Raw genomic sequence first — 15,035 nt, forward strand, 5'->3', positions numbered from 1 at the left:
GCGTCCGGGAACAGGGTCGCGGTGCACTCGGGTCGAATCGCGGATCGAACGGCTTCGACGGACTCGCGCAGAGGTGTTTGACTCGCCCATATCGCTATGCGACGGTTGCCGCGGGGCCGGGAACGCGACGACCGGCGAAGGGGGAGTTGATGTCGTACGAAGCCGAGATCGAGGGCGGGCCTGCCGCCGACTCACCTCGAACCGCCGCGGATGCATCGCGCCGCCGCCGCGGCATCCGTCGCCTGATCACGTTGCCGCTCGCCGTCGTGTCCACGATCGCCGTCACGCTCGGCATCGCCCAGCCTGCCGACGCCGCTCCGCAATCGGCGAAGCGACAGCCCAAGGCGAAGGCCACCGACGGAACTGCGGCACGCGCCGCCTCGGTCGCCGCGACCGCAGCCGCCGCCTCGGTGCCGGGCGAGGTCACCGTCGGCGACGGCGACACTGTCAGCGGCATCGCCGAGCGCTACGGCGTCGCCACCGCCGACATCCTCGCGATGAACGGCCTCGGCTGGTCGAGCCTGATCTTCCCCGGCCAGCGACTCGCGCTTCCGGGCGGCGGCACCGCTGCCGCCGCGCCGACTCCCGTCGCCGCCGAACTCTCGCGCCACACGGTCGTCAGCGGAGACACCATGAGCGGCATCGCGGCCGCGCACGGCGTCTCGCTCGACAAGGTGCTGAGCGCCAACGGACTCAGCCGACAGAGCCTGATCTTCCCCGGCCAGTCGATCGTGCTCCCACCAGTGGGCGCGGCCCCGGTCGCCCCCACGCCGGGTCCGGTCGACGCTGCATCGGCGCCACCGGTCGCGCCCGCCGGCGATTCCTACACGGTCGCCGACGGCGACACGCTCTGGGACATCGCCGCGCGGCACGAGCTCAGCGTGCAGGATCTCGTCGCCGTCAACGGCCTCGACCCGGCCGTGGTGATCCGTGCCGGCCAAGTGCTGCGGGTCGCACGACCCGTCGCCGCCGTGACCGTGGCTTCGGTGAGTGTCGTGCTCACCGATGAGATGCGCGCGAATGCCCGCGTGATCATCGATGTCGGCAGAGCACTCGGCGTGCCCGACGACGGCATCGTCGTGGCCCTCTCCGCCGCAGCTCAGGAGTCGGGACTCAAGAACCCCGACTACGGCGACCTCGACTCGCTCGGCCTGTTCCAGCAACGACCGAGCCAAGGTTGGGGAACCGTCGAAGAGGTGCTCGACCCGGTCCGATCCGCGATGGCGTTCTACGGCGGTGCGACGAACCCGAACGCCGGCATCACCCGCGGCCTGCTCGATATCGAAGGCTGGGAGTCGATGAGCGTGACCCAGGCCGCGCAGGCGGTGCAGCTCAGCGCCTATCCGGAGCACTACGCGAAATGGGAGGTCTCGGCGCGGGCCTGGCTCTCCGAGATGGGCTGACGCACGCCCGACGTCGCATCACGATGGGATTGCGATCGGCGCGTCTTCGGCGTTTGCGCCGATTGCGGCATATGCCTCTTCGTAGAATCAATGGGTGACCACCGCACCCGTCGACCCCATGATCGGCCGTCTCATCGACGGCCGCTATCAGGTGCGCTCGCGGATCGCCCGTGGCGGCATGGCGACGGTCTACCTCGCAACCGACCTTCGCCTCGAGCGTCGCGTCGCACTGAAGATCATGCACGGCCACCTCGCCGACGACAACACGTTCAAGACCCGCTTCGTGCAAGAGGCCCGGTCGGCGGCTCGCCTCGCCCACCCCAACGTCGTCAACGTGTTCGACCAGGGTCAAGACGCCGACATGGCCTACATGGTCATGGAGTACCTCCCCGGCATCACGCTGCGCGAACTCCTGAAGGACTACCAGAAGCTCACCCCCGAGCAGACCGTCGATATCATGGACGCCGTGCTCGCAGGTCTCGCCGCCGCGCACAAGGCCGGCATCGTGCACCGCGATCTGAAGCCCGAGAACGTGCTGCTCGCCGACGACGGTCGCATCAAGCTCGGCGACTTCGGCCTGGCCCGTGCCGCGAGCGCCAACACGGCGACCGGCCAGGCCCTGCTCGGCACGATCGCCTACCTCTCCCCCGAACTCGTCACCCGCGGCGTCGCCGATGCACGCAGTGACATCTACGCCATCGGCATCATGATGTACGAGATGCTCACCGGCGAGCAGCCCTACGTGGGCGAGGCGCCCATGGCGATCGCCTACCAGCACGCGAACGACCAGGTGCCGACGCCGAGCTCGAAGAACCCCGCGGTGCCCGTCGAGCTCGATGAGCTCGTGCTCTGGGCGACCGCGCGCGACCCCGAAGAACGGCCGAACGACGCCCGCGAGATGCTCGAGCGCCTGCGAGAGGTCGAGCCGTCGATCCGCTCATCGCATCGTCCGCTGACGACGCAGGCCACGATGGTGCTGTCGGATGCCGCGCTGCCGACGGGTGCCGCGACGGCCGAGACTCGCGTGCTCGGCGCCGGCGGGGCGCCCGTCGCCCTCGCGACGACGAACCCCGAGGCATCCGACGGCGACGACACGGTCGCCCTCGCCAAGAGCGCCGATCGACGCAAGCGGCGCGGCTACTGGATCATCGCCCTCGTGCTGCTGCTCACCGGCCTGGCTGCCGGCACCGGCTGGTACTTCGGCGCGGGCCCGGGCGCGCTCGCACAGGTGCCCGAGACCGCGACCCTCGCCCCCGAGGCCGCGACGCAGGTACTCGAGGAGGCCGGCTTCACGGTCGAGCCGAGCGAGCGGAACGACCCGGTCGTGCCGAAGGGCCAAGTCTCGGGCACCGACCCAGAAGGCGGGTCCGAGGCGCAACGCGGCTCAACGGTCACGCTCTTCGTCTCGCTGGGCCCGAGCATCCTCGACGTGCCAGAGGTGCGCGGCTCTCCGTCGGCAGCGGCTCGAGCGGCCCTCAGCGATTTCAGCGTGGCGGAGAAGAACGCGCTGCAGTTCTCGGCCGACGTTCCCGCCGATATCGTCATCGACGTGCTCGACGCCGACGGCAACGCACTGGGAGCGGAATACCCCGAGCTCGGAGCGGTCACCCTCGTCGTCTCGGCGGGGCCAGTGCCCGAGATCGTCGGCATGCCGAAGGCCGAGGCCCAAGCTGCCCTCGAGGCCGTCGGGCTGACCATGAACGAGGTCGGGTCGGAGTTCGACAATTCCGGTGCGGTCCCGGCCGACGCCGTGCTGAGCGCGACCGCCGTCACCGATCCGGTGCGGCCGGGCGACGCGATCGACGTGGTCATCTCCAAGGGGCAAGACCTCGTCACGGTGCCGAACGTCGTCGGCTCCAAGTTGTCCGACGCGATCACGGTGCTCGAAGAAGCAGGTTTCACGGTCGCGCACAGCTTCCCCGCACCGTTCCTGCAGTTCGTGAGCGTGACGTCGCAAGACCCCGCAGCCGACGCGCAGGCCGTGCGCGGCAGCGAAGTGAAGCTGGTCGGCACGCTCACACTCTGAGCACAGCCGGCTCGCCGCCCGGCACTGCCCGACGACGAGCTCTTGCGCGACGACGAACGATGGCACGGGGCATCCGTCACCGGACGCCCCGTGCCAAAGGGTCAGCGAGCGGCGAGCTCCTCAGCCACGAGGAACGCGAGCTCGAGCGACTGCATGTGGTTCAGGCGCGGGTCGCAGAGCGACTCGTAGCGCGTGGCCAGCGTCTCTTCGTCGATGTGCTCCGAGCCGCCGAGGCACTCGGTGACGTCATCACCGGTGAGCTCGACGTGAATGCCACCGGGGTGCGTGCCGGCATCGCGGTGCGCCTCGAAGAAGCCCTTGACCTCGTCGACCACGTCGTCGAAACGACGCGTCTTGTAGCCGTTGGGCGTCGTGATGCCGTTGCCGTGCATGGGGTCGGTGACCCACAGCGGGTTGGCATCGCTCGCCTTGATCGCCTCGAGCAGCGGCGGCAGGGCGTCGCGGATCTTGCCGGCGCCCATGCGCGTGATGAAGGTCAGGCGCCCTGGCTCGCGCTCGGGGTCGAGCTTCTCGACGAGTTCGAGCATGGTCTCGGGCGTCGTCGACGGCCCGAGCTTCACGCCGATCGGGTTGCGCACCCGTGAGAGGAAGTCGACGTGCGCGCCATCGAGTTCACGCGTGCGTTCGCCGATCCAGATGAAGTGGCTCGACGTGTCGTACGGCGTGCCCGTGCGCGAGTCGATGCGCGTCATCGGCCGCTCGTAGTCCATGAGCAGACCCTCGTGACCGGTGTAGAACTCGGTGTGCTTGATCGCCTCGAAGTCGGCGCCGCACGCCTCCATGAACTTGATCGCGCGATCGATCTCGCGGGCCATGTTCTCGTACCGGGCGTTGGCCGGGTTGGAGGCGAAGCCCTGGTTCCAGGAGTGCACCTGGCGCAGGTCGGCGAAGCCGCCCTGCGTGAACGCGCGGATGAGGTTCAGGGTCGAGGCGGCCGTGTGGTAGCCCTTGATCAGGCGTGCGGGATCGGCGGCGCGCGACTCGGGCGTGAAGTCGTAGCCGTTCACGATGTCACCGCGGTAGGCGGGCAGCGTGACGTCTCCGCGCGTCTCGGAGTCGCTCGAGCGGGGCTTGGCGAACTGGCCCGCCATGCGGCCCATCTTCACCACCGGCATCGAGGCACCGTAGGTGAGCACGACGGCCATCTGCAGCACGGTCTTGACCCGGTTGCGGATCTGGTCGGCGGTGGCGCCTGCGAACGTCTCGGCGCAGTCGCCGCCCTGCAGCAGGAACGCCTCACCGCGCGATGCCGCCGCCAGGCGGTCGCGCAGGATGTCGACCTCACCCGCGAAGACGAGCGGGGGCAGCGATGCGAGCTCAGCGGATGCCGCGTGCGCGGCCTCGGGGTCCGGCCACGACGGCTGCTGCTTGATGGGGAGCGTGCGCCAATAGTCGAGGCCGGCAATCACGGAGGGATCTGCATTCACGACCGGCTCGACGAGCTGTACCACGGGACGTCCTGAGGGTTCGGGGCGCGTGATCGCGCCGGGAAACGGAACGGCGACGCACGTTGCGCCGCCGCAGAACGAGCCTACCGTGATTGCGTGGCGCGCTTCTCCTTGACGGAGCTCGCGTAGATGTCGACGTACTGCTGACCGCTCAACGCTCGCAGGTCGTAGACGAGCTCGTCGGTCACGGAGCGCAACACGAAGCGATCACCCTCGAGACCCTCGAAGCGGCTGAAGTCGAGTGGTTCGCCGATGATGATGCCGATTCGGCGCACCTTCGGCAGGCGCACACCGATGGGCATAACGTGCTCGGTGCCCATCATCGCGACCGGGATCACGGGAACCCCCGCCTCGAGCACCATGCGGGCGACACCGGTGCGGCCGCGGTAGAGCTTGCCGTCGGGGCTGCGAGTGCCCTCGGGGTAGATGCCGAGGATCTTGCCGTCGCCGAGCACGCGCAGCCCGGTCTCGAGCGACGCCTCGGATGCCTTGCCGCCCGAGCGGTCGATGGGCAACTGGCCCGCCGCCTGGAAGAAGACCCGCGTCGCCCAGCCCTTGAGGCCCTTGCCGGTGAAGTACTCGCTCTTGGCGAGGAAGACCACCGGGCGGTCGACGATCAGCGGAAGGAAGATCGAGTCGATGAAGGAGAGATGGTTCGAGGCGAGCACGACGGCCCCCTCTTTCGGCACGTTCTCGAGCCCGACGACCCAGGGGCGGAAGATCGAGAGCAGGATCGGCCCGATGACGAGGTGCTTCATGATCCAGTAGAACACCGTGAAGCCCCTTCTCTCTGTGGCATCGACTCAGCCTAGCGCCGCCCGTTCAGGCGTGCTCGGCGACCCAGACCCTGGCGAGGTCGGCGGCGCCGACGACACCGGCGTCGTTCACGAGTTCGGCGATCACGAAATCGGGTTCGGGGTGATAGCCCCGAGCCGGGAGGTGATCGAGGTAGGCGGCACGGATCGGCTCGAGCAGCAGTTCACCGGCCACGGCGACGCCGCCGCCGAACACGAATCGCTGCGGATCGAGCACGGCCGAGAGGCTCGCGGCGGCCTGGCCGAGCCAGTTGCCGAGTTGGCGCAGCGCGGCGATCGCGCCCGGGTCGCCGGCCTCGATGAGCCCGCCCACGAGCCCGCCGTCGAGTGATCCGTGCTCGGAACGTAGTCGGGCGAGGCTCTGGCCGATGCCACCGGCGTCGGCGATCTCGTTCGCCATGCGCAGCAGTGCGCGACCCGAACCGTACTGCTCGATGCATCCGCGCTGCCCGCAGCCGCAGGCGAGACCGTCGGGCACGACCCGAAGGTGGCCGAGCTCGGCACCGGCACCGAAGCCGCCGCGGAACAGTCGGTCACCCGCGACGATCGCGCCGCCGACGCCCGTGCCGATGGTCAGCATCACCATGTCGCTGACCAGGCGGCCGGCACCGAAGCGGAACTCCGCCCAGCCTGCTGCGTTCGCGTCGTTGTCGACGACGACGGCCGTGCCGACCCTCGCTTCGAGCTTCTCGCGGAACGGTTCGTTGCGCCAGTCGATGTTCGGCGCGTAGTACACGGTGGACTGCGCTGCGTCGACGAACCCCGCTGCGGCGACGCCGATGGCCACGACCTCGGACTCCGCGCTCGTGCGGAGCGACTCGATCATCTGCACGACCGCGTCTTCGAGCAGGGTGGCATCACCGGCGGGCGTCGGCACCCGCTCGCTCGTGACAATGGTGCCGAACTGATCGACGACGGCTCCGGCGATCTTCGTTCCACCGATGTCGATACCGATCGCGTGCACCAGGGGGCTGCCTTTCAGAGGGAGGAAGGATGATCGAGCCGGCGCCTGGGGCGGCGCATGAGCAACGACTAGAGTGTAGTAGACCCAAATGCCGAGGTTCGCGCTGGCGCCCGAGCCTCGCGCAGCCCTCCCGGTGCCGAAGGAGCTACCGTGATCGAATTCGCTACCCCACCCGTGGTCGCAGCTGACCCTGAAGCGAACACCACCGACCTGCTCGTCGATCGCGTCGCAGCGACGCCCGACTCCGTGCTGTTCTCGCTCCCCACCGCCGACGGCGGCTGGTCGCCCGTGACCACGAAGGAGTTCTACGACCAGGTCATCGCGCTCGCCAAGGGCCTCGTCGCGGCCGGCATCCAGCCGGGCGACAAGATCGGGCTGATGTGCAAGACCCGATACGAGTGGACCCTCATCGACTTCGCCACCTGGTTCGCCGGTGCCGTACTCGTGCCGGTCTACGAGACGAGCTCGCCCGCACAGGTTCGCTGGAACCTCAGCGACTCGGGCGCCATCGCCATCATCGTCGAGACACCCGACCACTTCGCGCGCTTCGACGAGGTGCACCCCGACCTTCCGCTGATCCGCAGCTCGTGGCAGATCGACCTCGGCGACCTCGACAAGCTCGTCGCCGGTGGCATCGACGTGCCCGATGACGAGATCGAGCGCCGGCGCAACCTCGCCGTCGGCTCCGACATCGCCACGCTCATCTACACATCGGGATCCACGGGCAAGCCCAAGGGTTGCGTGCTCACGCACTCCAACTTCGTCGAGACCTCGCGCAATTCCGCGGTCGCCCTCAACGAGGTCGTGCTCGATCCCAACGGGGCCTCCACGCTGCTCTTCATCACCACGGCGCACGTGTTCGCCCGCTTCATTGCGGTGCTCTCGGTGCACGCCGGCGTCCGCGTGGGCCACCAGCCCGACACGAAGCAGCTCCTTCCCTCGCTCGGCAGCTTCAAGCCGACCTTCCTCCTCGCTGTGCCACGCGTGTTCGAGAAGGTCTACAACGTCTCAGAGCAGAAGGCCGAAGCCGGCGGCAAGGGCAAGATCTTCCGGGCCGCCGCCGACACGGCGGTCACCTACTCGATCGCCAAGGAGGCAGGCAAGGTCCCCCTCGGGCTGAAGCTGAAGTTCAAGCTCTTCGATGCGCTCGTGTTCTCCAAGCTCCGCGCTGCGATGGGCGGCAACGTCAAGTACGCCGTGTCGGGCTCGGCGCCGCTCGGGCCGCGCCTCGGCCACTTCTACCACTCCCTCGGCATCACGATCCTCGAGGGGTACGGCCTCACCGAGACCACCGCTCCCGCAACGGTGAACCTGGCGAACAAGTCGAAGATCGGCACCGTCGGCCCCACCCTGCCGGGTGTCGCCGTACGGCTCGCCGACGACGGCGAGATCCAGGTCAAGGGCGTCGACGTCTTCAAGGAGTACTGGAAGAACCCTGAGGCGACCGCTGAGTCGTTCGACGGCGAGTGGTTCAAGACCGGCGATCTCGGTTCGTTCGACGCCGACGGCTTCCTGACCATCACCGGCCGCAAGAAGGAGATCATCGTCACCGCAGGTGGCAAGAACGTCGCTCCGGCCGCCCTCGAAGACCCGATCCGCGCCAATCCGCTGGTCGGCCAGGTCGTCGTGGTCGGCGACAAGAAGCCGTTCATCGCCGCGCTCATCACGCTCGACCCCGAGATGCTGCCCGTGTGGCTCAACAACAACGGTGAAGACGCCGGCATGTCGCTCGAAGAGGCCATCGTCAACCCGGCGGTCCTCGCCGAGGTGCAGCGTGCCATCGATGCCGCGAACGAGACGGTGTCGCGAGCGGAGTCGATCCGCAAGTTCACGTTGCTGCCCCTCGAACTCACCGAGGCGAGCGGGCACCTCACTCCCAAGATGAGCATCAAACGCAACATCATCCTCGAAGACTTCGCACCGCACATCGAGGCGATGTACTCCGGCGCTCCGGCCACCGAGGGCCACTCGATCGTGCACTGAGCCGACTCGGCGACGCGTCGACGCACGCACGACGAAGGCCCCGCGGGAATCCGCGGGGCCTTCGTCATGTGCGGGGCGAGAGGTCAGAACCAGTCGGACTCGCGCACCTGCCTCATCGCCACCCGGCGCTCGGCCTTCTCGAGGCGATCGAGGTAGAGCAGCCCGTCGAGGTGATCGGTCTCGTGCTGGAGTGCCTGCGCCATGAGCCCGGTGCCCGACAACTCCATCTCGTTGCCGTCGAGGTCGATGCCCCGCACACGGGCGAACGGATGCCGCGGGGTCTTGTGCCAGAGGCCCGGAACCGAGAGGCATCCCTCGTCGATCAGTTCCTTGTCACCCGACACCTCGACGATCTCGGGGTTCAGGATGTACCCGACCTCACCGTCGACGTTGTAGCTGAACGCCCGCAGGTTCACGCCGATCTGCGAGGCGGCGACCCCGGCCCGGCCCGGCATGCGAACGCTGTCGAGGAGGTCGTCGACGAGCGCGCGCACCCGGTCGTCGATCTGTTCGACGGGGGTGGAGACGGTCTTCAAGACGGGATCGCCGAACAGGCGAATGGGTCGTTCCGGCACTCGTGCTCCGTTTCAGTGCTCGCGCTCGGCGGGCATGCCCTCGACCACGAGCGCTGCGAGCTCACGAGCCGCGTGCTTGGTGACCGGGCGAAGTTCGTGCCAGTTCACCACGGAACCGGCGGCGAGCTGGGGGTCGTAGGGAATTCGGACGATCTCTCGCACGCGCGACTGGAAGTGCGCCTCGATCTCGTCGACCTTGACGAGGTGGGTGCCCTGCGTGGCGAGGTTGATCGCCACGATCGCATTGCGCACGAGATCGCCGTAACCGTTGGCCTCGAGCCACGTGAGCGTCTCCGACGCGAGCCGCGCCTCATCGACACTGCCGCCCGAGACGATCACCACGGAGTCGGCGCGCTGCAGCGTAGCCCGCATGACGGAGTGCACGATGCCGGTGCCGCAGTCGGTGAGCACCAACGAGTAGTACCGCGCCGCGAGGCCCGCGACGACGTTGTAGTCGTTGTCGTCGAACGCCTCGGAGAGCGTCGGGTCGGTGTCGGATGCCAGGATATCGAGACGTGTCTCGTCTCGCGAGACGAAACGCGAGAAGTCGGTGTAGCCGCTGATCGACGACGCCTTCGCCACGACATCGCGCACGGTCTCGCGCGTCTGCCGGTCGACCCGCTCGGCGAGCGTGCCGCGATCGGGATTGGCATCGATCGCGATAACGCGGTCGTCGCGCGCATCGGCGAGGGCCATGCCGAGCAGAGCCGTGATCGTCGTCTTGCCGACTCCGCCCTTGCGGGTGAGCACGGGCACGAAGCGCGCACCACCCTCGAAGCGCTTCTGGATGCGATGGCTCAGTGCCTTGTGCGCCTGCACCTTCGCGGAGTCGCCGAGATTCACGAGATGCAGGGATGCCTCGTAGACGAAGCGATTGAGCCCGCCCTGCGGCGCCGGACGCGTCGTGCGATTCAGGTCGATGAGCCGGTCGGCGGTGAGCGAATCGGCCGACTCCGGCACCTCGGCCGGCAGGCCGGGTTCGCCCGGCACCTCGACGATCGCGACATGGCTGCCCGTGTCGGTGCTCACACGCTCGCGCCGGAGCTTGGTCGCGTCGGAGGCGAGCAGGGCGCTGTACGGCGAGGCCTCGCGCCGCGCGCCGCCGCGATAGCCGACACCGCTCAGCGCGGGCGTGATGACCTCGACCGAGGTGGTGGAACTGCCGCTGCCGACGAGGCTGCCCGGATTGACCGCGACGTCGTCGATGGCCACGGCGACCTCGTCGTCTGGCATCTCGTGCACGGGCGCGGGCGGCAGGTCGACCCGCACATCGGGATTCTCGGCGAGCTCGGCCGCCGTGTGCGCGCCGGCCGCCGATCTGCGGGCGCGGTCGAGCGCCGACGTGCGCGTGCTCGGGCCGCGACGTGTCGCGGCCGCGTCTTCGAACGTGTCTTCAGCCACCGATACCCCTCCTCATCAGTGTCGATCCGTGCTCAGCCTAGCGCGGGCGCACCACCACGAGGAGATCGCCCGCCTCGACCTGCTGCGTCTTCGGGATCGCGACGCGCTCGACGACGCCCGCGATGGGCGAGGTGATGGCGGCCTCCATCTTCATCGCCTCGATCGAGGCGACGCTCTGGCCTGCTGCGATCTCTGCGCCGGCCTCGACCTGCAGGGTGACCACGCCCGAGAACGGCGCCGCGATCTGGCCCGGCTGCGAGGCATCCGCCTTCTCTGCCGCTCGCGTCTCGACGACGATCGAGCGGTCGCGCACGAAGACGGGGCGCAACTGGCCGTTCAAGATCGTCATGACGGTGCGCATGCCCTTGTCGTCGGCCTCGCCGATCGCCTCGAGCCCGGCGTACAGGCGCACGCCGGGCTCGATCTCGACGACGTGCTCGGCGCCCTGACGGAGACCGTACAGGTAATCGGCGGTGTCGACGACGGACAGATCGCCGAAGAGCTCGCGGATCTGCTCGAACTGGCGCGTGGGCGCCGGGAACAACAGGGCGTTCAGGGTCGCCCGCCGAGTGACGCTGTCGGCCTCGAGCGCCTCGCGCTGCTCGCCCGTGAGCTCGGTGACGCCGATGCGCACGTCTTTGCCCGCGAGCACCTTGGTGCGGAACGGCTCGGGCCATCCGCCCGGAAGGTCGCCCAGTTCACCGGCCATGAAGCCGATGACCGAATCGGGCACGTCGTACTTCTCGGGGTTCGCTGCGAAGTCTGCCGGGTCGGCCTTGACCGCCGCGAGGTGCAGCGCGAGATCGCCGACGACCTTCGACGACGGAGTGACCTTGGGCACCCGACCGAGGATGCGGTCGGCCGCGGCGTACATGTCTTCGATGAGCTCGAAGTCATCGGCGAGGCCCAGCGCGATCGCCTGCTGGCGGAGGTTCGACAGCTGACCGCCTGGGATCTCGTGATGGTAGACGCGGCCGGTCGGGCCGGGCAGCCCCGACTCGAACGGGCGGTAGAGGCGTCGCACGGCCTCCCAGTAGGGTTCGAGGTCGGCGACGGCGTCGAGCGAGATGCCGGTGTCGCGCTCGGTGTGCGCGAGCGCGGCGACGAGCGACGACGCGGAGGGCTGGCTCGTGGTGCCCGCCATGGGAGCGCTCGCCACGTCGACGGCGTCGACACCGGCGCGGCTCGCCGCCAGGAGGGTCGCCAGCTGGCCACCGGCGGTGTCGTGCGTGTGCAGGTGCACCGGGAGGTCGAAACGGTCGCGGAGGGCTGTCACGAGCTTCTCAGCGGCCGTGGGCCGCAGGAGCCCGGCCATGTCCTTGATCGCGAGCACGTGAGCGCCCGCGTCGACGATCTGCTCGGCGAGTCCGAGGTAGTAGTCGAGCGTGTAGAGGTCTTCGGCCGGGTCGAGCAGGTCGCCCGTGTAGCAGAGCGCCACCTCGGCGACGGCGTGCCCGGTGGCGAGCACCGAGTCGATCGCCGGCCGCATCTGCGAGACGTCGTTGAGCGCGTCGAAGATGCGGAAGATGTCGACGCCGGTCGAGGCGGCCTCGCGCACGAACGCGTCGGTCACCTCGGTCGGGTACGGCGTGTAGCCGACCGTGTTGCGCCCGCGCAGAAGCATCTGGATGTTGATGTTCGGCAGTGCCGTGCGAAGGGCGGCGAGGCGTTCCCATGGGTCTTCGCCGAGGAAGCGCAACGCGACGTCATAGGTCGCCCCGCCCCAAGCCTCCACCGAGAGGAGCTCGGGAGTCATGCGAGCGACGTAGGGGGCGACGGCGACGAGATCGCGGGTGCGCACCCGGGTCGCGAGGAGCGACTGGTGCGCGTCGCGGAAGGTCGTCTCGGTGACGGCGAGCGGCGTCTGCGCACGCAGTGCCTGCGCGAACCCGAGCGGACCGAGCTCGAGCAGACGCTGACGCGAACCCGCAGGCGCATCGAGCGTGAGGTCGATCGACGGCAGCTTCTCGACGGGGTGGACGGTCGTCGGCGCCGGGCCGTTCGGCTGGTTGACCGTGACATCCGCGAGCCAGTTGAGGATCTTGGTGCCGCGGTCTTTCGAGACTCGACCACGCAGGAGCTGCGGGCGCTCGTCGATGAACGAGGTGCTGAGATCGCCGGCGACGAATGCGGGGTCTTCGAGCACGCCCTGGAGGAAGGAGATGTTGGTCGAGACGCCGCGGATGCGGAACTCGGCGAGGGCGCGCTTGGCCCGTGCGACGGCCGCCGGGTAGTCGCGGCCTCGGCAGGTGAGCTTCGCGAGCATCGAGTCGAAGTGCGGGCTGATCTGCGCACCGGGGTTGATCGTGCCACCGTCGAGGCGGATGCCGGCGCCGCCGGGCGAACGGTACGTGGTGATCTTGCCCGTGTCAGGTCGGAACCCGGCCGTGGGGTCTTCGGTCGTGATGCGGCACTGCAGTGCCGCGCCGCGGAGGCGGATCGAGTCCTGCAACAGGCCGAGCTCGGCGAGAGACTCCCCCGCCGCGATGCGGATCTGGGAGACGACGAGGTCGACGTCGGTGACCTCTTCGGTGACCGTGTGCTCGACCTGGATGCGCGGGTTCATCTCGATGAACACGTGCTGGCCGGCACGCTCGCCGGCGGTGTCGAGGAGGAACTCGACCGTGCCCGCGTTGACGTAGCCGATCGACTTCGCGAACGCGATCGCGTCGCGGTAGAGCGAGGTGCGCACCTCATCGGAGAGGTTCGGCGCAGGAGCGATCTCGATGACCTTCTGGTGACGGCGCTGCACCGAGCAGTCGCGCTCGAAGAGGTGCACCGTCTCGCCCGAGGCATCCGCGAGCACCTGGACCTCGATGTGACGCGGTCGGAGCACCGCCTGCTCGAGGAACATCGTCGGGTCGCCGAAGGCGCTGTCGGCCTCGCGCATCGCCTCTTCGAGAGCGGCGCGGAGGCCGTCTTTCGTAGCGACGCGGCGCATGCCGCGACCGCCGCCACCGGCGACGGCCTTGGCGAAGATCGGGAAGCCGACCTCGTCGGCCTGGCTGACGAGAGTCTCGATGTCGCGCGAGGGCGGCGTCGACTTCAGCACGGGCACGCCCGCGGCGATCGCGTGCTCCTTGGCCGTGACCTTGTTGCCCGCCATCTCGAGCACGCGCTTCGGCGGACCGATGAAGGTGATGCCCGCGGCCTCGGCGGCCTGCGCGAGCTCGGGGTTCTCGGAGAGGAAGCCGTAACCCGGGTAGATCGCGTCGGCACCCGACAGCTTCGCCACGCGGATGATCTCGGCCACGTCGAGGTAGGCGCGCACCGGATGCCCGGGCTCGCCGATCTGGTACGCCTCGTCGGCCTTCAGGCGGTGCAGCGAGTTGCGGTCTTCGAATGGGTACACCGCAACCGTCTTCGCACCGAGCTCGACGGCGGCACGGAACGCACGGATGGCGATCTCACCGCGATTGGCAACCAGGATCTTCGTGAACATGCAGGCCTTTCAGACGGGTTTCCGCACAGCGAACGTTTAGGTATCGCCCGAGTAGTAAAGGTAACGTATCTGCCGTGCACGTACTCAGCGTCAGCTCTCTGAAGGGCGGTGTCGGCAAGACGACCGTCACCCTCGGACTGGCGTCGGCGGCGTTCGCGCGCGGCGTCCGTACCCTCGTCGTCGACCTCGACCCGCAGTCCGACGTCTCGACCGGCATGGACATCCAGGTCGCCGGTCACCTCAACGTCGCCGACGTGCTCGCCTCTCCCAAGGAGAAGATCGTGCGTTCGGCCATTGCGCCGAGCGGATGGGCGCGCTCGAATCCGCAGTCGACGATCGACGTGATGATCGGCAGCCCGTCGGCGATCAACTTCGACGGGCCGCACCCGTCGATCCGCGACATCTGGAAGCTCGAAGAGGCACTCGCCAACGTCGAGGCCGACTACGAACTCGTGCTGATCGACTGTGCGCCGTCGCTGAACGCCCTCACCCGCACGGCCTGGGCGGCGAGTGACCGCGTGGCCGTCGTGACCGAGCCCGGGCTCTTCTCCGTCGCGGCCGCTGATCGCGCCCTCCGCGCCATCGAAGAGATCCGCCGGGGGCTCTCCCCCAGGCTCCAGCCGCTCGGCATCATCGTGAACCGGGCGCGCGTGCAATCACTCGAGCACCAGTTCCGCATCAAGGAGCTGCGCGACATGTTCGGGCCGCTCGTGCTGTCTCCGCAGTTGCCCGAGCGCACCTCGCTGCAGCAGGCCCAGGGCGCCGCGAAACCGCTGCACATGTGGCCCGGCGAGAGCGCCGAAGAGATGTCGTCACATTTCGACCAATTGCTCGAACGCGTGCTGCGCACGGCCCGCATCGGCGAATTCGCCGGCCTTCCGCTCGACGCCCCGACACCGACGGCCTGAGCGGCCGCCGACGCCTCGGCCCGTGACTCGAGCACGGCGCAGTCCGTCG

The 15,035-nt window shown here is 68.8% G+C and carries 10 protein-coding genes; 4 read left to right on the forward strand and 6 right to left on the reverse strand.

The features are described from left to right. The first annotated feature begins 149 nt into the window (after nt 1-149). Together H521_RS0112460 and pknB are read left to right on the forward strand one after the other, a co-directional pair. A complete protein-coding gene (locus tag H521_RS0112460; RefSeq protein WP_022893356.1) occupies nt 150-1,403 on the forward strand; it encodes a muramidase family protein in 1,254 nt (417 codons plus the stop codon). Between the two features lie 94 nt (nt 1,404-1,497). Then, the gene (gene pknB / locus H521_RS0112465; protein WP_022893357.1) at nt 1,498-3,429 is read left to right on the forward strand and encodes a Stk1 family PASTA domain-containing Ser/Thr kinase; all 1,932 of its coding nucleotides are present in this window, start codon (nt 1,498-1,500) and stop codon (nt 3,427-3,429) included. A 101-nt stretch (nt 3,430-3,530) separates the two neighbouring features. Here pknB and H521_RS0112470 read toward each other — a convergent pair whose 3' ends face one another. The 3 genes from H521_RS0112470 to H521_RS0112480 all read right to left on the reverse strand — a co-directional run bounded on the left by H521_RS0112470 (nt 3,531) and on the right by H521_RS0112480 (nt 6,677). Next, complete coding sequence (locus tag H521_RS0112470) at nt 3,531-4,901, reverse strand: class II 3-deoxy-7-phosphoheptulonate synthase (protein WP_022893358.1); 1,371 nt, start codon at nt 4,899-4,901, stop codon at nt 3,531-3,533. An 80-nt stretch (nt 4,902-4,981) separates the two neighbouring features. Then, nucleotides 4,982-5,671: a lysophospholipid acyltransferase family protein gene (locus H521_RS0112475; RefSeq protein ID WP_022893359.1), complete on the reverse strand. Its 690-nt coding sequence runs from the start codon at nt 5,669-5,671 to the stop codon at nt 4,982-4,984. Nucleotides 5,672-5,720: 49 nt separating this feature from the next. Continuing rightward, nucleotides 5,721-6,677 carry an ROK family glucokinase gene (locus H521_RS0112480; RefSeq protein ID WP_022893360.1) on the reverse strand — a complete coding sequence of 319 codons (957 nt, stop codon included), beginning with the start codon at nt 6,675-6,677 and terminating at the stop codon, nt 5,721-5,723. Between the two features lie 150 nt (nt 6,678-6,827). On the opposite strand from H521_RS0112480, the gene H521_RS0112485 reads away from it, so the two are divergent. Beyond that, nucleotides 6,828-8,660, forward strand: a complete 1,833-nt coding sequence (locus tag H521_RS0112485; RefSeq protein WP_022893361.1) for an AMP-dependent synthetase/ligase — start codon at nt 6,828-6,830, stop codon at nt 8,658-8,660. A gap of 83 nt (nt 8,661-8,743) precedes the next feature. Here the strand turns inward: H521_RS0112485 and def are convergent, their stop codons facing one another. From def to H521_RS0112500, 3 genes are read right to left on the reverse strand one after another with little or no spacing between them, the layout of a single operon-like run. Then, nucleotides 8,744-9,235, reverse strand: a complete 492-nt coding sequence (def, locus tag H521_RS0112490; protein ID WP_022893362.1) for a peptide deformylase — start codon at nt 9,233-9,235, stop codon at nt 8,744-8,746. A gap of 12 nt (nt 9,236-9,247) precedes the next feature. Beyond that, a complete protein-coding gene (locus H521_RS23140) occupies nt 9,248-10,636 on the reverse strand; it encodes a MinD/ParA family ATP-binding protein (protein ID WP_022893363.1) in 1,389 nt (462 codons plus the stop codon). A 37-nt stretch (nt 10,637-10,673) separates the two neighbouring features. Further along, nucleotides 10,674-14,078, reverse strand: coding sequence for a pyruvate carboxylase (locus tag H521_RS0112500; protein WP_022893364.1), 3,405 nt, complete (start codon nt 14,076-14,078; stop codon nt 10,674-10,676). A gap of 74 nt (nt 14,079-14,152) precedes the next feature. Between H521_RS0112500 and H521_RS23145 the strand changes: the two genes are divergently transcribed. Then, on the forward strand, nt 14,153-14,986 hold the full coding sequence (locus tag H521_RS23145; RefSeq protein WP_022893365.1) for a ParA family protein: 834 nt from the start codon (nt 14,153-14,155) through the stop codon (nt 14,984-14,986). Nucleotides 14,987-15,035 lie beyond the last annotated feature (49 nt).

The organism is Agromyces subbeticus DSM 16689 (assembly GCF_000421565.1).
In the GTDB taxonomy this organism is placed as follows: Bacteria; Actinomycetota; Actinomycetes; order Actinomycetales; family Microbacteriaceae; genus Agromyces; species Agromyces subbeticus.

What these genes read in the sequence shown, in the direction of transcription:
- H521_RS0112460 (WP_022893356.1), top strand. Translation starts at nt 150, where the DNA reads ATGTCGTACGAAGCCGAGATCGAGGGCGGGCCTGCCGCCGACTCACCT.
- H521_RS0112500 (WP_022893364.1), bottom strand. Translation starts at nt 14,078, where the DNA reads ATGTTCACGAAGATCCTGGTTGCCAATCGCGGTGAGATCGCCATCCGT.